Origin of the sequence: Microtetraspora malaysiensis, assembly GCF_001528665.1 — a bacterium.
GTDB classification, from domain to species: Bacteria; Actinomycetota; Actinomycetes; order Streptosporangiales; family Streptosporangiaceae; genus Microtetraspora_A; species Microtetraspora_A malaysiensis.
On the sequence record NZ_BBYJ01000018.1, the window covers coordinates 18,744 to 36,556 of the forward strand.

Consider the following 17,813-nt stretch of genomic DNA (forward strand, 5'->3'; position numbering starts at 1 on the left):
TCACTCCAATCCGAGCAACCTCGACTTTTCGTGCGCCACGGGGATGGTCAGGGGTCGCGCCGTGAAGATCTCCAGCGCGACGGCGGTGCGCTCGTCGCCGAGCGCGGTGAGCGCCCAGCCGGCCTGGGCCGCGAGCAGCGCCGCCTGGTAGGTGCGGGCCATGCTCCAGGCCAGCTCGCGGGCCGTCGCGGGGCCCGGCTCGCGCGCGGCGACCTCCCGCGCGGCGTCCCGGACGATCCGCGCGGCGGCCTCGGTGCGGGGATGCGGGTGGGCGGCGAGCCGCGCCTCCACGTCGTCCCGGAACGCCGCGGCGACGCCGGGGGCGCCCAGCGCCCGGACGACGTCGAGGGCGAGGACGTTCGTCGTGCCCTCCCAGATGGACTGCACCTGCACGTCGCGCAGGACCTGCGGGATGCCGGTGTCCTCCAGGTAGCCGGCGCCGCCGAACGATTCGAGCAGCTCCGAGCAGACGCGTACGGCCTCGCGCGCGGTCACCATCTTGGCGAGCGGAACGACGACCCGGGCGAGCGGGGTCGTGTCCCCGCTGTCGCCGGAGTCACCGTTCTCCTGGCGACCGACGAGCTGCGCGGAGCGCAGCGCCATCTGCACCATCGCCTCGTGCTCGGCCGCGAGCTCGGCCAGCCAGCCGAGGTGCAGGGGCGAGTCGGCCAGCGGGCCGCCGCGCACCGTCCGGCGCCGGGCGTAGTCGCGGGCCAGCTGGAGGAGGTGGCCGGTCGCGCCCGGCCCGGCCTGCGCCGACGCCATGCGGGCGACGTGGAGCACCGAAGCGATCTTGGCGATGCCGCCGCCGATCCCGCCGACGGGGACGGCGACCGCCCCGTCCAGGTCGAGCTCGGCCGTGGGCAGGCCGCGGGTGCCGTACTTGTCCTTCAGGCGGCGCACCCGCAGGCCGTTCCAGCCGCCGTCCGGCCCGCGCAGCTCCAGCGCGAACAGGGAGAGGCCGCGGCTGCCGGGCTCGGCACCCTCCGGCCGGGCCAGCGCGACGGCGATGTCGGCGGTGGTCGCCGAGGTGAACCACTTGGTGCCGCGCAGCGCCCACGTGCCGTCGCCGAGAGGCGTCGCCACGGTGCCGGAGCGCGACAGATCGGAGCCGCCCTCCTTCTCGGTCATCCACTGGCCGGAGGTCCAGCCGCCGACCCGCTTGGTCAGCAGGGGAACGTACCGGGCGGCGAGCTCCGCGTCGTGCTGCCGCAGGCAGGCCGCGGCGCCGTCGCTCATGCCGAGCGGGCACAGCGCCGTCGCGGTCACGGCCTGCACCATCTGGTACAGCGCGGCCTGCACCACGCGGCCGTAGGCTCCGTATGTCTCCTCGTAGGGGATCGCCACCGCGCCGAGGCCCTGCAGGAGCCGTACCAGCTCGGTCCAGGCGGGGTCGATCTCGATCCGGTCGATCCGCCGCCCCCACGCGTCGTACGGCAGGTGCCGGGGCGGGTTCGCCTCGGCCCTGGCCGCGAGGGGCGGCATCTCGGTCGCGCAGCGTTCGGCGGCGTGGTCCAGTTCCCCGGCCGCCTTCTCGAAGACGTCCGGGGGAAGGATCCGCTGGACCGCCTGGCGCAGCGCCCGGTCGGCCCGCCACCGGTTGGCGATCCGCGGCGCGTCCTGGACGAAGGGGTCGATCTCGTACCGCTCAGCCGGCATCGGTCGTCACTCCTGTCAGGTTCAAGGCGAGCGCCGTCACATTGGCGATCAGTGATTCGTCGTCGGCGTGGTCGTGGTCCGGTGCGAGCGGGCCGACCAGGCATTCGGCGACGGCGCCCACCAGCGCGGCGCCGGTCAGCTCCGGATCCTGGGCGGGCAGCTCGCTGCGGGTCACGCCCTCGCGGACCAGGTCGGCGAACAGGTCGCGGTAGCGCCGCCGGTAGTCCAGCCGCGCCGCGTCGACGGAGGGGTCCACCGGCTCCGCGATCAGCGCGTAGGCGAGGCGGCGGCCGTCGAGCGCGCGGCGGGCGAACGTGACCACGACGCGGGCGAGGCGATGCCGCACCGTGCCGTCCGACGCCGCGACGGAGGCCAGCACGTCCAGCTCGTGGCCGGAGGCGCGCCGGAAGACCTCGGTGAGGAGGTCGCCCCGCGACGGGAAGTGCCGGTAGATGCCCCCCGCGGACAGGTCGGCCCGCTCGGCGACGGCGGACATGGCGGCCGCCTCGAAGCCGCTCTCCGCGACCACGTCCCAGGCCGCCGAGACGATCCGCTCACGCACCTCGGCGAGCCGCCGCTCAGTCTTCTCCGTACGCCGGTAGGGCATACCAAGCAGTGAATCCAGATTTGCAGCTTTGGTCAAGGGGTACGGCGGACGGCGGCCGAGTTCTCAGTCGTCCTGTCTCGCCATGAATTCGCGGAAGGTCGCCACCGTGCCCGCCCGGTGCTCGCCGAGGCGGCGGATGAGGTCCTCGGTGTCCCGCGCGCGTACCGCGTCGATGATGCCCTGGTGCTCGCGCTCCACCCGCTCCCGGTTGCTCTCCTCGCTGTAGTAGAGGGAGCGGTAGACGTCGCTGGCGTCCCACAGGATGCTCAGGAATCGACGGAGGCGGGGCATCCCGGCGGCGTCGATCAGGGTGAAGTGGAAGCGCCGGTTCGCCGCGGCCATCGCGACGATCTCCCCGGCCTGTCCCGCGGCGACGACGTCGGCGTGGGCGTCCTGCAGCCGCTGGATGTCCTCGTCGGTGATCCGCTCGATCGCGCGCCGCACCGCCTCCTCCTCCAGGATCTGCCTGATGCGGTAGACCTCGAGGAAGTCCTCCAGGGCGAGCTCGGCCACCATGTAGCCGCGCCGGGGACGGTAGATCACCTGGCCCTCGCCCTCGAGGATCTTCAGCGCCTCGCGGATCGGGACCCTGCTCACGCCGAGCTGCTCGGCCAGCGCGTCCTGCCGGATCGCCGAGCCGGGCGCGAGCTGCCCGGTGAGGATCGCCCGGCGCAGCTGCTCCAGCACGTACTGCTGGGTCGTCTGCGGAGGCCTGGCTTCGATGTCCACCCTGTCCTACTCCGTCTCGTGCCGTGAGGGCCGCTGCACGTCCGACTTTAGGGGCTCGTCTGTTCGACGCCGTTCGCCCCGAGGCTGGACGCGCGGGACCGTACAAGTAATACTGGATCCAAAATACAATCGGCCGAAGCCTTTGCGGAGCGCTGCCGGGCGGTGCTCGACGGCCGAGCATCCCTCGCGACCCCCACCCCTGGAGCAGATCGTCAGCATGAGACTCCGACACCTACCGCATGAGGAGCCCCGATGAGCGGACCGCTCGCCGGCGTCCTGGTGGCCGACTTCTCCCGCGTGCTCGCCGGGCCGTACGCGACCATGCTGCTCGCCGAGATGGGCGCCGACGTCGTCAAGGTGGAGCACCCCGTCCACGGCGACGAGACCCGGGCGTGGGGGCCGCCGTACGTGGGCGGCGAGGCCGCCTACTACCTGTCGGTCAACCGCAACAAGCGCGACATCGCCCTCGACCTGAAGCACCCGGAGGGCCGCCGGGTCGCCGCCCTGCTGTGCGAGCGCGCCGACGTGATCATCGAGAACTTCCGGCCCGGCGTCGCCGACCGCCTCGGCATCGGCTACGAGTCCGTACGGTCGCGCAACCCCGGCGTCGTCTACTGCTCGATCACCGGCTTCGGCAGGCAGGACCGGCCGGGTTTCGACGCCGCCGTCCAGGCCGAGAGCGGGCTGATGTACATCACCGGCGACTCCCCGAGCAAGGTCGGCGTCGCCATCGTCGACGTCCTCGCCGGGCTCAACGCGGCGGTGGCCATCCTCGGCCCCCTCTACCGGCGGGCGCTCACCGGAACCGGGGCGCGGGTGGAGGTGTCCCTGCTGCACTCCGCCCTGTCGGCGCTGACCAACGTCGCGCAGAGCGCGCTCATCTCGGGCCGGGAGGCGAAGCCGTACGGCAACGCGCATCCGACGATCGTGCCGTACCAGACCTTCGAGGCGGCCGACGGCGGCGTCACCGTCGCGGTCGGGAACGACGCGCTCTACCGCGCCATGTGCGCGGCGATCGGACGCGACGACCTCGCCGCCGACCCCCGCTTCGCCACCAACCCGCTGCGGGTCCGGCACCGGGAGGAGTTGGTCGCCGAGTTGAGCGCGGTCTTCCGCACCCGCCCCGCCGCCGAGTGGACCCGGCTGCTGCAGGACGCGGGCGTGCCGGTCGGGAAGATCCGCGGCGTGCTTGAAGGCATCCGGGCCGCGGAGGACCCCGCGACCGTCACGGTCGAGCATCCGACGGCCGGGCTCCTGGAGCTGCTGCGCACCGGGTTCACGCTGACCGGCGACGTCCCGCCGACCCTGCCCCCGCCCCTGCACGGCGAGCACACCAGGGAACTGCTGGCCGAGCTCGGCCTGACCGGCGACGAGATCCGCCGTCTGGAGGCAGACGGCGTGGCCCGCCAGCACCGCCAACACCCCCATGACCGCGATGCCGCGGACCCCGCCCAGAAAGGTATAAACCGGTGAAGACCCCCGACCCGCACGACTTCCTCGCCGTCGACCGCGACCTCACCGAGGAGGAGCGCGCGATCCGCGACACGGTGCGCGCGTACGGTGCCGCCGAGCTGCTCCCGTACGTCGCGGACTGGTTCGAGGCGGGCACCATCCCCGACCCGCGCGCGATCGCCAAGGGCCTCGGCGCGCTCGGCGTGCTCGGCATGCACCTGGATGGGTACGACTGCGCCGGCACGAACGCGGTGAGCTACGGCCTCGCCTGCCGCGAGCTGGAAGCGATCGACAGCGGGCTGCGCAGCTTCGTCTCCGTCCAGGGCTCGCTGGCGATGACCGCGATCCACCGGTACGGCAGCGAGGAGCAGCGGCAGGAGTGGCTGCCCCGGATGGCGTCCGGCGACGCCATCGGCTGCTTCGGGCTGACCGAGCCGGACTCGGGCAGCGACCCCGGTTCGATGCGGACCAGGGCCCGGCGCGACGGCTCCGACTGGGTGCTCGACGGCACCAAGATGTGGATCACCAACGGCTCCGTCGCGGACATCGCGGTCGTGTGGGCCGCCACCGAGGACGGGATCCGCGGGTTCCTCGTGCCGCGGGGCGCCCCCGGCTACTCGACGAACGTGATCCACAAGAAGCTCTCGCTGCGTGCCTCGATCACCTCCGAGCTCGTCCTGGAGGGCGTCCGGCTGCCCGCGGAGGCCATGCTGCCGGGTGCCGAGGGGCTCAAGGCCCCGCTGTCCTGCCTGTCCGAGGCCCGGTACGGGATCGTGTGGGGCGCGGCCGGCGCGGCCCGCGCCTGCTACGAGTCGGCGCTCGACTACGCCCGCGACCGGGTCCAGTTCGGCCGGCCTCTCGCCGCCTTCCAGCTCACCCAGCGCAAGCTCGCCGACATGCTGGTGGACGTCAACCACGCGATGCTCACCGCGCTGCAGATCGGCCGCCTCAAGGACGAGGGCCTGGCCCACCACTCGCACATCAGCTTCGGAAAGCTCGCCAACGTGCGCGCCGCGCAGCGCGTCGCCGCGCTCGCCCGCGGCATGCACGGCGCCAACGGCATCACGCTGGAGTACCCGGTCATGCGGCACATGGTCAACCTCGAATCGGTCGCCACGTACGAGGGGACGGAGGACGTCCACGCCCTGTCCCTCGGGCTGGCGCTGACCGGAACCCCCGCCTTCCGCTGACCCTCGCCGTCCGGGCACGGCCGCCTCGGAGCCGGCGAAAGGCGCATGGCCCGCGCCGCGTGACGCGGCGCGGGCCGTACGGAGAGGAGGTCAGACCCGGGAGATGCGGACGGCGTCGGCGATGACGTAGCCCGTGCCCGAGGTCCAGCGGCTGACGCCGACGGCGTTGTACGTGCCGGCGCTGAGGGAGAACGTCCCCAGGCTGCGCCACGAGCCGCCGCCCGAACGCTGGTCGACGAAGACCGTCTGGTTACCGCCCGACGCCGCCACGATGTACGGCGCCGAGGAGTTGTAGCCGGGGTCGGCCGGGTACCACACCTCGACCTTGTACGTGCCGGCGCTGGGGATGCTGGCCTGGTACCAGGCCGGGTCGCTCGCCGCCACGGGGTTGGCGAAGCGGTAGTCGGCGCCGTAACGCTGGCTGGAGTACGACGAGGTGCCCCAGTTCGCGCTCGCCGAGAACCCGGCGCTCGAGTTGTCGATCGTGGCCGACCACGACGGGGTACCGCCGCCGGTCACGTAGTTCATGTACGTGGTCCAGTTCCAGTAGGAGCCGGGGTCGGTGTGCGTGGCGCCGGGCACCTCGTTGTGCCCGATGATGTGTGCGCGGTCCTTCGGGATGCCGTACTTGTCGCAGATGGCGCGGGTCAGGGCCGCCGAGGCGCGGTACATGGCGTCGGTGAACCACGAGGCTTCGCTGATGTAGCCCTCGTGCTCGATGCCGATGGAGCGGGTGTTGTAGCTCCAGTTGCCCGCGTGCCAGGCGACGTCCTTCTCGCGGACCATCTGTGTGATCTCGCCGTTCGACGACTTGACCACGTAGTGGGCCGAGACCTGCGCGGCGGGGTTCTGGAACCAGGAGATGGAACCGGCGTACGAGCCCTGGGTCACGTGGATGACCACGCGGTCGATGGCGTAGGCCGACGGACGGCTGGAGGCCGTGTAGTTGCTGGAGCTGGCCGCGACCCAGTTCGCGGGCGGATAGTCGGCGCTGAGTATGCCCGCCGCCGCGTTCGGGTCGACCGCCGCGTTCAGGTCGCGTGCCTTGGCGTACTCGCCGCGGTCGGCGGTGACCTCCTGCGGCTTGACGCTGACGCCGCGGGTGTCGATCCCGAGCCCGAGCTGCTCGTAGACGGCGTCGGCGTAGAGGCGGGCGACCTCCGGCGTGGACGCGTTGCCGTACTTGGCGACGGCCTGGTACCAGCGGCCGGCGTCCTTCCTGGCCGCCTCGTCGAGGCCGAGCTCGTCGGCGTACGCGCGCAGCACGGCGGCGCCGCCCATGATGTTGGCCTCAGTGTCGGTGCGGAGCTTCCCGGACGGCAGTCCGGTCAGGTCGGCGGCCTTCTCCAGGGCGTGGGTGGTGGGGTTGCTGACCAGGTGCATGACGCCGTAGCCGCCGCTCGCGCTCGGCTTGCCCTCGTGGGCGTCCAGGTGGGTCTCGGCGTAGGCGACGGCGACGAGCAGGTCGCGCGGCACGTCCCGCGCGGCGGCCGCGCGGTCGAACGCCGCCGGGAGCGGGGTCTCCCGGTCCGCCACCGCGGGCTGACCGGCGAGGACGACGAGTGCGGCGACGGCGGATGCGGCGACAGCGGTTAACCGGGCAATGGGGGGTGTCATGTGGAGCTCCTGTCCGGGGGTAACGGCTGCAACGTACGGCACTCCTGACACGATGTCGATAATTGACAAACGATCTGTGTTAGGTGAAAATTTTCGCCCTCATCGCCGCCGGGTGCGCCGATCCTTCACGCGGGCCCCCTGAGATTTGGGTCCACGGATCCTGTGAAGACTATTGCGCTCGCATTGCAATTTATTGAAACTTCTTTTCGTGACCGCGTTGCTGCGAACCCTCCTGGCGGTGTTCACCGTCGCGATCGTCAACCTCGTCGTCCCGACCTCAGCCGTGACCCCGGCCGCCGCCGCCGCGGCCTGCGCCACCGACCCCGCGACCCCGAAGCGACAGCTCCGCGCCATGTGGATCTCGTCGGTGGCCAACATCGACTGGCCCAGCCGGACCGGCCTGAGCGTCTCGGCGCAACAGGCCGAGCTGCGTTCCTGGCTCGACCTGGCCGTCAGCAGGCGCATGAACGCCGTGATGATCCAGGTCAGGCCCACCGCCGACGCCTTCTGGCCCTCGTCGTACGAGCCGTGGTCGCAATGGCTGACCGGCACACAGGGCGGCGACCCCGGATACGACCCCCTGGCGTTCATGGTGGCCGAGGCGCACGCGCGCAACCTTGAACTGCACGCCTGGTTCAACCCGTACCGGATCGCGAACCACGACGACCCGACCAAACTGATCTCGACCCACCCGGCGCGCCAGCACCCCGACTGGCGCTTCGCCTACGGCGGCAAGCTCTACTACAACCCGGGCATCCCGGAGGTCCGCACGTTCATCGAGGACGCGATCATGGACGCGGTCAGCCGGTACGACATCGACGGCGTCCACCTCGACGACTACTTCTACCCCTATCCGGTGAGCGGCGAGACGATCCCCGACGCCGCCACCTTCAGCCGGTACGGCGGGGGCTTCTCCGACATCGGCGACTGGCGCCGCGACAACGTCAACCGGCTCGTACGCGAGCTGGACCAGCGCATCCACGCGGCCAAGCCGTGGGCCGCCTTCGGCGTCAGCCCGTTCGGCATCTGGCGCAACTCGTCCACCGACCCGCTCGGCTCCCGCACGTCGGGCCTGCAGTCCTACGACGCCATCTACGCCGACAGCCGGCAATGGGTGAAGCAGGGCTGGGTGGACTACATCGCGCCGCAGATCTACTGGCACATCGGGTACGCCCCCGCCGCCTACGACGTGCTCACCGGATGGTGGTCCGACGTTGTCAAGGGCACCGGCGTCCAGCTCGTCGTCGGCCAGGCCGCCTACCGCGTCGGCGCGAGCGGGCAGGACGCGGCCTGGCAGAGCCCCGCCGAGCTCAGCAACCACCTCTACGAGAACAGGAAGCACCCCGAGGTCGCCGGCGACGTGTACTTCAGCGCCAAGGACGTCAAGGCGGACCGGATCGGCGGCTTCTCCGCCCTCGCCTCCGCGCACTACTCCAAGCCCGCGCTCCTGCCCGCCCGCGGCACCGGAAGCGCGCCCGCCGCCCCCACGATCACCTCGGCCACCCGGACGTCGAACGCCGTCGCCCTCTCCTGGCAGGCCACCGGCTCGCCGACCTCGTACGCGGTCTACCGGGTCGCGGGCGCCCCCACCACGACCGATCCGTGCTTCTTCGCGGACGCCCGCAACCTCATCGCGACGACCCGGCAGACCAGCTACACCGACACCACGCCCGGGGACACCGCCACCTACTACGTCACCGCCCTCGACCGGTGGCAGCAGGAGAGCGCGCCCAGCGCGGGCAAGTCGGTCGGCTCTTCCGGCGCGTTCAGCGTCGTCGTGGACAACTCCGACCCGTCCTTCGCCGCCGGCTCCGCCTGGGGCACCTCGGCCTACTCCTCCCAGGCGTACGGCGCCGACTACCGCTTCGCCTCCCCGGTGGCCGCCAGCGACCCGGCCTGGTTCACCGCCGCCATCCCCGGCGCGGGCAGCTACCGCGTGGAGGTCTGGTATCCGGCCAACTCCGGCTACAACAGCGCGACGCCGTACATCGTGGCGACGAGCGGCGGCAACCAGACGGTGCCGGTGGACCAGCGCACGGGCGGCGGCCAATGGCGCTCGCTCGGCACGTTCACCCTCGCCGCCGGGACGTACAAGGTGGTGGGCGTGAGCCGGTGGACCTCCACCACGGGCTACGTCATCGCCGACGCCGTCCGCATCACCAAGCTCTGATCCTCGTCGCCGATCACACCGCGTCGGTTCACGTACCCTTCGGCGTGAACCGACGCGGACGAGGAGCTGGGATGAACCGTGGAGCGACGCCGGACCGGGCGATCGCCGGGCGCCTGATCGGGATCCCCGCCGGGGAGATCGTCCTGCGGGATGAGGGCACGAAGACGCGGTGGGCGGTCGAGGTCGCGGCCTTCCGGCTGGCGCCCCACCCCGTCACCCGCGAGCTGTACCGCGCGGTCGTGGGCGAGGCTCCCGAGAGCCCGGCCGGGCCGCGCACGCCGGTGACCGACGTCTCCTGGCTGGACGCCGTCCGGTTCTGCAACCTGCTCTCCCGGGCGGAGGGGCTCGACCTCTGCTACACGATCGGGAGCGATCCCGACGGGCAGGATGTGGTCTGCGACTGGGCGGCCGACGGCTACCGCCTCCCGTCCGAGGCGGAGTGGGAGTACGCGTGCCGGGCCGGGACCTCCGGCGTCCGGTACGGAGAGCTGGACGAGATCGCCTGGTACCGGGGGAACTCCGGCGGCGAGGTCCACGACGTCGCCACCAGAGCGCCGAACGCCTGGGGCCTGCACGACATGATCGGCAACGTGTGGGAGTGGTGCTGGGACGTCTACGACCCCACCGTCTACGGCCCGTACCGCGTGTTCCGCGGGGGCGGCGTGTACGACCACCCCCGGGGATGCCGGGCGTCCTGCCGCCGCAAGAGCCACCCCACCTTCCGCATCGACGACCTCGGCTTCCGCCTGGCCCGGTCGCGCTGAACGCCGGACCGCCGAACTCGCCGGCCGGAGCTCAGCGCGTCCCCCGTTCGGCGGTCACGCCGAGCGCGTGGCCGGCGTGGTCGGCCAGGGTCACCGCGACGAGCCGCGCCTGGAGCGAAGGCCTGCTGCCGGGCGCGGGCCGGAGCATGAACCGCCCGTAGAAACGGCCGTTGGCGAACGTGCGCAGCTCGATCTCCTGATCGGGGAGCCCCTTCCGCTCCACGTCCCAGTGCCTGCGGCCCACGGTCACGGTGCCGTCCTGTTCGAGGCGTGGGGGATGGCCGAGCAGGGTTCCGTACTCGAACCGGCAGTCGCGCAGATGGAGGAGGTCGGTGAGCTGCTCCTGCACGGCGGTGACCACGGCGGCGGCCGAGGTGGCGGACTGGGACAGCGCGGCGACCTCGTGGACGCGGGCGAGGTAGTCGGCGTCGGTGACCGTGATCACCTTCAGGCGGCGGGCCCAGGCGGCCAGTTGTGAGGTCACCAGCCCGACGACGAGCAGCAGGACCGCCGTCTGGACGTCCGCCGCCTTGACGATGGTGAACCGTTCGTACGGCTGGGTGAAGAAGAAGTCGAACCAGACGGCGGCCGACACCGCCGCGAGCGCTCCGGCGAGGCGGTTCCCCGCGGTGGCGACGGCCACCACGGCCACGACGAGGATGAGCGCGACATTCGTATTGGAGAGGGCCCCGCGGAAGGGCACGATGATCGCCGCGACGACGAGGGGGAGCAGCACCGCGGCGACGACCGCCGCGAGATCCCGGTTCAGGAAGCGAGGCATGGGTCATCACCCCTCTCTCTGTCTAGCACGGCGGCCGGGCGATCAACCGAGCGCGTGGCGCAGTCCGTCCGCCAGCGGGCCGAGTGACAGGACGGGCAGGTAGCCGAGAGCGCCGACGATCAGCGCGGCGGTGACGGTCATCAGCGCGAACACCGGTCCGTGGCTGGGGAGCGTGCCCGCCGTGGCGATCCCCCGGGGCCGGTCGGCCAGCATCCCGGCGAGGGCGACGACGAAGATCATCGGCAGGTAGCGGCCGGCGAGCATGGCGATCGCGAGGGCGATCTGGAAGAAGGTGCCGCCGGAGTTCAGCCCGGCGAACGCGCTCCCGTTGCCGGCCGCGGCGCTGGTGAAGGCGTACACGACCTCGGAAACGCCGTGCGCGCCCGGGTTGCCCGCCGCCGTGCGCGCGTTCGACGTGCCCACGGCGAGGGCGGACCCGACGAGCACGGCGGCCGGGGTGACGAGGTGGTAGAGGACCACGGCCTTCATCTCCCGGCCGCCGATCTCCTTGCGCAGGTATTCCGGAGTGCGCCCGACCATGAGACCGCCCAGGAAGACCGCGATCAGCGAGATCATCAGCAGCCCGTACAGGCCGCTGCCGCAGCCGCCCGGGCTGATCTCGCCGAGCATCATGCCGGCCATCAGCACCCCGTCGCCCAGACTGGTGAAGCTGCCGTAGGAGGAGTTCGCCGCGCCGTCGGCGGAGGAGGTCGCGGTGACGCCGAACAGGGTGCTTCCCGGCACGCCGAAACGGGTCTCGGTGCCCTCCGCCGCCGCGCCCACCGCGGTGGGGACCGTGCCCGGGTGGGCGTTCTGCACCACTCCGGCGCAGACGGTCGCGAGCAGGAAGAGGACGCCCGCCACGGCGAGGAGCGTCCAGCCCTGCCGCCGATCGCCGACCAACCGGCCGAACATGCGGATGAAACCGGCCGGCACCAGCGCCATCAGCACGATCGCGATCACGTTGCTGAGCTGGGTGGGATTCTCGAACGGGTGGGCGCTGTTCGCGTTGAAGAACCCGCCGCCGTCGCCGGACATCAGCTTGATCGACTCCCAGGAGGCGACCGGACCGGCCGGGATCGTCTGCCGGCCGCCGGCCGGTGTGGTCACCGTCCCCAGCGTGCCGTCGAGGTTCTGTATGACGCCGAGCGCCACCAGGACGAGGGCGAACACCAGGGACAGGGGTAGCAGGACGCGGACGACGCTCCGTACGAGATCGACCCAGAAGTTCCCGATGCGGTCGGTGCGCTGCCGGACCAGCCCCCGGATGAGCGCGACCCCGGCGGCCATGCCCACGCCCGCGCTCGCGAACGCCTGCACGCCCAGGCCGGCCGCCAGCGCGAGGTGGCCCATCGCGGCCTCCCCGGAGTAGCTCTGCCAGCTCGTGTTGGTCGTGAAGCTGACGGCGGTGTTGAACGCGGCCGCCGGGGAGAGCCCGGTGCGGCCGAGGGACAGCGGGAGCGCCGGCTGCGCCCGCAGAACGATGTACAGCAGCAGCACGCCGACGCCGGAGAACGCGAGAAGAGCCCCCAGGTAGTGCGGCCAGCGTTGGTCGTTGCCCGGATCGACCCCGCAGAGCCGGTAGATCACCGTCTCGACCCGCCAGTGCCGGGCGTCGGTGTAGACGCGGGCCAGATAGTCGCCGAGGGGGACGTGCAGCGCGACGATCACCACCACGACGAACGCGGCCTGCGGCCACCCGGTCATCCCGCGGGATCCGGACGGGACGCGGAGGCGCGGAGAGCCGGGCCGTGCGCGGACGCGGTGGAGATCGCTGACATCGCCTGCTCCTCGTCTGCCCCTCGCCGAAACGATCATGTGTTGCCGCGGCGCTCCGCCGTCCGGTCAGCGGATGGAAGCGCTCCTGACGTCGCACGCGGCGTCGTGACGCCGGGTACATACCCCGGCTGACGACAGGCCGGGCGTGCGTGCGCCGATGACGTGGGTGACGTGGGTGACGTGGGTGACATGCGCGTTCTTGACGCCCCTCGCGACGGCGGCCGTTCGGCGGGAATCTCGGAAGCGCAGGAGGAAAGTTTTAAATCAATTGATTGACTTAAGCTGACTCGACGGATTTACTGATCACACATAAGTGGTCAAATCGAGAGGATTCCAGGTGAGCGAAGACGACGGCCTGATCGTCGGCGGGCCGCGGGACGTCCCGGAGCGGTGGTGACCATGGCGGTCCGGGCCGAGCGGGTCAGCGCGACCCGCGAGCAGATCCTCACGGCGGCGGAGCGGCTGTTCGCCGAACACGGGGTGTTCGCCGTTTCCAACCGGCGGGTCAGCGAGGCCGCCGGGCAGGGCAACAACACCGCGGTCGGCTACCACTTCGGGACGAAGGCGGATCTGGTCCGCGCGATCGTGCGCGGGCACGCCGAGCGGATGGAGGTTGTCCGCCGCCGGATGCTGGCCGAGATCGACGGCTCCACCGAGGTGCGGGACTGGGTGGCCTGCCTGGTACGCCCGCTCACCGAACATCTGGCCGCGTCGGGAAACCCCACCTGGTTCGCCCGCTTCGGCGCCCAGGTGATGACCGACCCCGCGCTGCGCGAAATCATGATCGTCGAGGCGCTCACCTCGCCCACGCTGCTCCGGATCCTCGACGGGCTGAACGCCTGCCTGCCCAGGCTGCCGGTCGAGGTGCGGGCCGAGCGCGGCGAGATGACCAGCCAGTTGATGGTGCACATCTGCGCCGAGCGCGAGCGCGCCCTCGCCGAGGGGCGGCCGACCCCCCGCTCCAGCTGGCACGACGCCGCGACCGGCCTGGTCGACGCGATCACCGGCCTGTGGGCGGCGCCCGTCACCCCGGGCGGGGAGACGCCCCGAAGCGGCCAGGAACCGACATGAAGATCAGCGTGGACGAGGCAGCTGAGAGCGCCTGAGCGCTCCCACCACCGTCGCGGGCGGACCGGACCATGCCGTCCGGCCTCGTTCCGTGCCGACCCCTTGTGAGCCGACCCGTTGTGAAAGGACGCAAGCGATGACCGAAACCGTGAATCCGGCCGAGGTTCCGCAGTTCCCCGGCGCCCGGGCGGCGCGCTGCCCGTTCGACCCGCCACCGGCCCTGCACGCGTTGCAGGAGCAGGGACCGCTGGCGAAGGTCAAGGTGTGGGACGGCAGCACGCCGTGGCTGGTGACCCGCTATGAGGAACAGCGGGCGCTGCTCGCCGACCCGAGGGTCAGCGCCGACGTCACCCGCCCCGGCTACCCGAGATCGGCCCCGGTCGTGTCCAGGAACGGCTCGGCCATCAGCTTCATCCTGATGGACGATCCCGAGCACGCCCGGCTGCGCCGCATGGTGCAGGCGCCGTTCACCGTCCGGCGGATCGAGACGCTGCGCCCGGCCGTGCAGAAGATCGTGGATGGCCTGATCGACGACATGCTGGCCGGTCCGAGCCCGGTGGACCTGGTCGAGGCGTTCGCCCTGCCGGTGCCGTCCCTGGTGATCTGCGAGCTGCTCGGCGTCCCCTACGCCGACCACGAGTTCTTCCAGGACAACAGCAAGATCCTCATCAGGCGTGCGGCCGACCCCGAGGAGCGCGCCGCCGCGTTCGCCCGGCTGGTCGGGTACCTGGACGACCTGGTCGGGCAGAAGCTCGACCACCCCGGTGAGGACCTGCTCTCCCGGCTGGCCGAGCGGATCAGGACCGGCGAGCTGACCCGGCCGGAGGCCGCCCGGATGGGCGTGCTGCTGCTGGTCGCCGGACACGAGACCACCGCGAACATGATCGCGCTCGGCACGCTCGCCCTGCTGGAGCACCCCGACCAACTCGACCTGCTCCGCCGTACGGACGATCCGAAGCTGATCGCCGGGGCGGTGGAGGAGCTGCTGCGCTACCTCAACATCACGCACAGCGGACGCCGCCGCGTCGCCCTGGAGGACATCGAGATCGGCGGCCAGGTCATCCGCGCCGGCGACGGGCTGATCCTGGCCAACGACATCGCCAACCGCGACCCGGCGGCCTTCCCGGACCCCGACCGGCTGGACCTGCGGCGCGACGCCCGCCGTCACGTCGCCTTCGGCTTCGGCGTTCACCAGTGCCTGGGTCAGCCGCTGGCCCGCATGGAGCTGCAGGTCGCCTACGGCACGCTCTACCGGCGCGTCCCCACACTGCGGCTGGCCACGGAGCTGGAGCGGATCCCGTTCAAGCACGACGGCCAGGTCTACGGCGTCTACGAGCTCCCCGTGGCCTGGTGACCGACGTCACCGGCCCGGCATCCCCATCGACGGAAGGCGAGAGGAACCCGTGAAGATAGTCATCGACCAGGACAGGTGCATCGCCTCCGGGCAGTGCGTGTCCGCCGTCGGCGAGGTGTTCGACCAGCGCGACGAGGACGGCGTCGTGGTGCTGCTCGACCCCACCCCGCCCGCCGACCTGGCCGTCGCCGTCCGGCAGGCCGCGGCCGTGTGCCCCGCGCGGGCCATCCACGTCGAGGAGTAGGGGGCCACCGGCAACCGGACACGTCCGCCGCCGGGCGGCGCAGGATCGGTGCCGAACCGGCAACTCCAGTTGCGATTTCCGGGAGGGGCGCGGTGGAATGGGATCGTGGAACAGCAATCTCCGATCGCCGCCGCGCTGGCCCAGGTCGGCCCCCGGCTCCGGCGCATCCGCACCCAGCGCGGCGTGACCCTGACGGCGCTGGCCGAGGCCACCGGCATCTCCAAGAGCACGCTGTCCCGGCTGGAGTCGGGACAGCGCCGCCCGAGCCTGGAGCTCCTGCTGCCCATCGCGCAGGCCCACCAGGTGCCGCTGGACGAGCTGGTCGGGGCGCCCGAGGTGGGCGACCCCCGGGTCCGCTGCACGCCCCGCGTCCGCAACGGCCGTACGGTGATCCCGCTGACCGTTCAGCCCGGGCCGTTGCAGGCCTGGAAGTCGATCATCCCGGCGGGGCAGAACCGGCCGGACCTGTGCACGCACGAGGGCTACGAATGGCTGTACGTCCTGTCCGGACGCCTGCGGCTCATCGTGGCCGACCACGATCTGGTCATGGGCCCCGGTGAGGCCGCCGAGTTCGACACCCGCCTGCCGCACTGGTTCGGCCCCGCCGGCGACTCTCCCGTGGAGGTCCTCAACCTGTTCGGCCGCCAGGGGGAGCGGATGCACATCCGCGCCCGGCCCCGCTCCCGCGAGAAGGCGGCGACCTGACCGGCCCTCCCCGAAGGCCGATCCGCTCAGGAGCCCTTGACCAGTGTGAACGCGCCACGGGTCAGCCCCAGTCTGCTCCGAGGCCGTCCGCCCCGCGTCGAACGGAGTTCCCGGGTCGCGCGCCGGGCAGCGTGGATGTCGAGCCGGGCCGCTACGGTCGGGCCGCAGCTCCGTTCTCTGATGCGGCGGACGCGACAAGATCAAGCGGATCAGTGTGGATGCCGAACCGGTGGCGCAGGGCTCGGCCGGCGGCGTGCACCCCTGACATGCCGTGCACCGCCTGGCCCGGCGGGGTGGAGGCGGAGCAGAGGTAGACCCCGGGCAACGGCGTGCGGTACGGGTCCCAGCGGGGAGCCGGGCGCATCATCAACTGCCACAGGGTGGTGGCGCCGCCGGAGATGTCCCCGCCGACATAGTTGGGATTGTGCTGCTGCGCCTTTGAGGCGGGGACGACATGCGTGGCGAGGATCAGGTCACGGAATCCGGGTGCGAACCGTTCTACCTGCGCGATGACCTGGTCGCTGACATCCCTGGGGGAGCCGTTCGGCACATGCGCGTACGTCCACAGCACGTGGCGACCGGCGGGCGCGCGGCCGGCGTCCACGACGCCGGGCTGCACCGCCAGGACGTACGGCCGCTGCGCATGCCGGCCGGCGGCGACCGCCTGTTCCGCGGCCAGCGCCTCAGCCCGCGAACCGACCAGATGCAGTGTGCCGGCCCGGGAGCAGTCAGCGGCCGCCCATGGCACTGGGCCGGCGAGCGCGAAGTCGACTTTGCAGGCGGCGCCACCGGGCCGGAAGGCGCGCAACTGGCGGCTGTATCGGTCTGGCAGTAGATCACCGGCGATGCGCAGCAGCCCGGCCGGCGCCACGTCGAGCAGGACGACGCGGGCGGGCGGCAGCTGCGCCAAGGTGTCGATCCGCTGGCCCGTGGTGATCCGCCCGCCGAGGCGGGTCAATTCATCGGCCATCGCCCGGGTGATGGTGTGGCTGCCGCCCTGCGGCACCGGCCAACCGACCGCGTGCGCGAGGGCGGCCAGCACGAGACCCACTCCCGCGGGGGCGAGCGCCTGGGGCGGTGCGATGGCGTGTGCGCCGACACCCGCGAGTAGCGCCGGGGCCTCGCCATTTCGGAACCGGGCACTCGACAGCGCCGAACCTTGTTCCAGTACCCGTAGCGCCAGCCGCAGCGCCATGCCGGCATTGCGTGGGAGGCTGCGAAAGTCGGACATGGCCGTGTCGACGAGCGGCTGCCACCCGTCGACCAGGGGGCCGAGCAGCGACCGCCACGCCGGACCGTCCACACCCAGCCCCTGTGCCGTACGGTCCAGGTCACGCCAGGCCAGCCCGGCGCGACCGCCGTCGAGCGGATGGGCGTACGGGATCTCCGGTTGCAGGAGCCGCACATTGTGCCGGGACAGGTCGAACGCCCGGAAGAACGGGGACGCCAGGGCCATCGGATGGACCGCGGAGCAGACGTCGTGCCAGAAATCAGGCAGGGTCAGCTGCTCGGTGCGGGTGCCGCCGCCGATGGTGTCGGCGGCCTCATAAACCTGCACTTCGAGGCCGGCCGCGGCGAGGACGAGCGCCCCGGCCAGGCCGTTGGGGCCGGAGCCGACCACCACGGCGTCGACGCGGCCCCGGCCGGAGCCGATGGACTGTGCGTGATTCACTCCGGCCGCTCTTTCCGGCCCG

The 17,813-nt window shown here is 72.0% G+C and carries 15 protein-coding genes; 8 read left to right on the plus strand and 7 right to left on the minus strand.

Going from position 1 to position 17,813, the window contains the following annotated elements; translation table 11 throughout:
* From AWQ71_RS23860 to AWQ71_RS23870, 3 genes are all read right to left on the minus strand, one after another.
* Window positions 1–1,659: an acyl-CoA dehydrogenase family protein gene (locus tag AWQ71_RS23860; RefSeq protein ID WP_067136919.1), complete on the minus strand. Its 1,659-nt coding sequence runs from the start codon at window positions 1,657–1,659 to the stop codon at window positions 1–3.
* On the minus strand, window positions 1,649–2,266 hold the full coding sequence (locus AWQ71_RS23865; protein WP_067136921.1) for a TetR/AcrR family transcriptional regulator: 618 nt from the start codon (window positions 2,264–2,266) through the stop codon (window positions 1,649–1,651). Before AWQ71_RS23865 ends, AWQ71_RS23860 begins: the two co-directional genes overlap by 11 nt.
* A gap of 63 nt (window positions 2,267–2,329) precedes the next feature.
* Window positions 2,330–2,995, minus strand: a complete 666-nt coding sequence (locus tag AWQ71_RS23870; protein WP_174550757.1) for a GntR family transcriptional regulator — start codon at window positions 2,993–2,995, stop codon at window positions 2,330–2,332.
* A gap of 252 nt (window positions 2,996–3,247) precedes the next feature.
* Between AWQ71_RS23870 and AWQ71_RS23875 the strand changes: the two genes are divergently transcribed.
* Both AWQ71_RS23875 and AWQ71_RS23880 read left to right on the plus strand, forming a co-directional pair.
* Window positions 3,248–4,468 carry a CaiB/BaiF CoA transferase family protein gene (locus AWQ71_RS23875; RefSeq protein WP_067136923.1) on the plus strand — a complete coding sequence of 407 codons (1,221 nt, stop codon included), beginning with the start codon at window positions 3,248–3,250 and terminating at the stop codon, window positions 4,466–4,468.
* Entirely contained in the window at window positions 4,465–5,637 is a 1,173-nt protein-coding gene (locus AWQ71_RS23880) for an acyl-CoA dehydrogenase family protein (protein ID WP_067136925.1), read from the plus strand. Before AWQ71_RS23875 ends, AWQ71_RS23880 begins: the two co-directional genes overlap by 4 nt.
* A 90-nt stretch (window positions 5,638–5,727) precedes the next feature.
* On the opposite strand, the gene AWQ71_RS23885 is transcribed toward AWQ71_RS23880, so the two are convergent.
* Window positions 5,728–7,254: a golvesin C-terminal-like domain-containing protein gene (locus AWQ71_RS23885; protein ID WP_067136928.1), complete on the minus strand. Its 1,527-nt coding sequence runs from the start codon at window positions 7,252–7,254 to the stop codon at window positions 5,728–5,730.
* A gap of 208 nt (window positions 7,255–7,462) precedes the next feature.
* Between AWQ71_RS23885 and AWQ71_RS23890 the strand changes: the two genes are divergently transcribed.
* Together AWQ71_RS23890 and AWQ71_RS23895 are read left to right on the plus strand one after the other, a co-directional pair.
* Entirely contained in the window at window positions 7,463–9,424 is a 1,962-nt protein-coding gene (locus tag AWQ71_RS23890; RefSeq protein WP_067136929.1) for a family 10 glycosylhydrolase, read from the plus strand.
* 71 nt (window positions 9,425–9,495) lie between these two features.
* On the plus strand, window positions 9,496–10,188 hold the full coding sequence (locus AWQ71_RS23895) for a formylglycine-generating enzyme family protein (RefSeq protein WP_067136931.1): 693 nt from the start codon (window positions 9,496–9,498) through the stop codon (window positions 10,186–10,188).
* A 31-nt stretch (window positions 10,189–10,219) separates the two neighbouring features.
* On the opposite strand, the gene AWQ71_RS23900 is transcribed toward AWQ71_RS23895, so the two are convergent.
* Window positions 10,220–10,969 carry a DUF4118 domain-containing protein gene (locus tag AWQ71_RS23900; protein ID WP_067136933.1) on the minus strand — a complete coding sequence of 250 codons (750 nt, stop codon included), beginning with the start codon at window positions 10,967–10,969 and terminating at the stop codon, window positions 10,220–10,222.
* A gap of 42 nt (window positions 10,970–11,011) precedes the next feature.
* Window positions 11,012–12,676 carry a potassium-transporting ATPase subunit KdpA gene (gene kdpA / locus AWQ71_RS23905; protein ID WP_067136938.1) on the minus strand — a complete coding sequence of 555 codons (1,665 nt, stop codon included), beginning with the start codon at window positions 12,674–12,676 and terminating at the stop codon, window positions 11,012–11,014.
* A gap of 471 nt (window positions 12,677–13,147) precedes the next feature.
* Here kdpA and AWQ71_RS23910 point away from each other — a divergent pair, with 471 nt between their 5' ends.
* From AWQ71_RS23910 to AWQ71_RS23925, 4 genes are all read left to right on the plus strand, one after another.
* Entirely contained in the window at window positions 13,148–13,819 is a 672-nt protein-coding gene (locus AWQ71_RS23910) for a TetR/AcrR family transcriptional regulator (RefSeq protein ID WP_067137185.1), read from the plus strand.
* Between the two features lie 133 nt (window positions 13,820–13,952).
* Window positions 13,953–15,170 carry a cytochrome P450 gene (locus tag AWQ71_RS23915; RefSeq protein WP_067136941.1) on the plus strand — a complete coding sequence of 406 codons (1,218 nt, stop codon included), beginning with the start codon at window positions 13,953–13,955 and terminating at the stop codon, window positions 15,168–15,170.
* 49 nt (window positions 15,171–15,219) lie between these two features.
* Complete coding sequence (locus AWQ71_RS23920) at window positions 15,220–15,414, plus strand: ferredoxin (protein WP_067136943.1); 195 nt, start codon at window positions 15,220–15,222, stop codon at window positions 15,412–15,414.
* 105 nt (window positions 15,415–15,519) lie between these two features.
* Window positions 15,520–16,119, plus strand: a complete 600-nt coding sequence (locus AWQ71_RS23925) for a helix-turn-helix domain-containing protein (RefSeq protein ID WP_067136945.1) — start codon at window positions 15,520–15,522, stop codon at window positions 16,117–16,119.
* Window positions 16,120–16,270: 151 nt separating this feature from the next.
* Here the strand turns inward: AWQ71_RS23925 and AWQ71_RS23930 are convergent, their stop codons facing one another.
* A complete protein-coding gene (locus tag AWQ71_RS23930; RefSeq protein WP_245658441.1) occupies window positions 16,271–17,791 on the minus strand; it encodes a phytoene desaturase family protein in 1,521 nt (506 codons plus the stop codon).
* Between the last annotated feature and the right edge of the window lie 22 nt (window positions 17,792–17,813).

Bases quoted from the DNA above. Each gene is read 5' to 3' on its own strand.
- AWQ71_RS23915 (WP_067136941.1), top strand. From the start codon at position 13,953: ATGACCGAAACCGTGAATCCGGCCGAGGTTCCGCAGTTCCCCGGCGCC.
- AWQ71_RS23910 (WP_067137185.1), top strand. From the start codon at position 13,148: ATGGCGGTCCGGGCCGAGCGGGTCAGCGCGACCCGCGAGCAGATCCTC.
- AWQ71_RS23885 (WP_067136928.1), bottom strand. From the start codon at position 7,254: ATGACACCCCCCATTGCCCGGTTAACCGCTGTCGCCGCATCCGCCGTC.
- AWQ71_RS23875 (WP_067136923.1), top strand. From the start codon at position 3,248: ATGAGCGGACCGCTCGCCGGCGTCCTGGTGGCCGACTTCTCCCGCGTG.
- AWQ71_RS23900 (WP_067136933.1), bottom strand. From the start codon at position 10,969: ATGCCTCGCTTCCTGAACCGGGATCTCGCGGCGGTCGTCGCCGCGGTG.
- AWQ71_RS23895 (WP_067136931.1), top strand. From the start codon at position 9,496: ATGAACCGTGGAGCGACGCCGGACCGGGCGATCGCCGGGCGCCTGATC.
- AWQ71_RS23865 (WP_067136921.1), bottom strand. From the start codon at position 2,266: ATGCCCTACCGGCGTACGGAGAAGACTGAGCGGCGGCTCGCCGAGGTG.
- AWQ71_RS23860 (WP_067136919.1), bottom strand. From the start codon at position 1,659: ATGCCGGCTGAGCGGTACGAGATCGACCCCTTCGTCCAGGACGCGCCG.
- kdpA (WP_067136938.1), bottom strand. From the start codon at position 12,676: ATGACCGGGTGGCCGCAGGCCGCGTTCGTCGTGGTGGTGATCGTCGCG.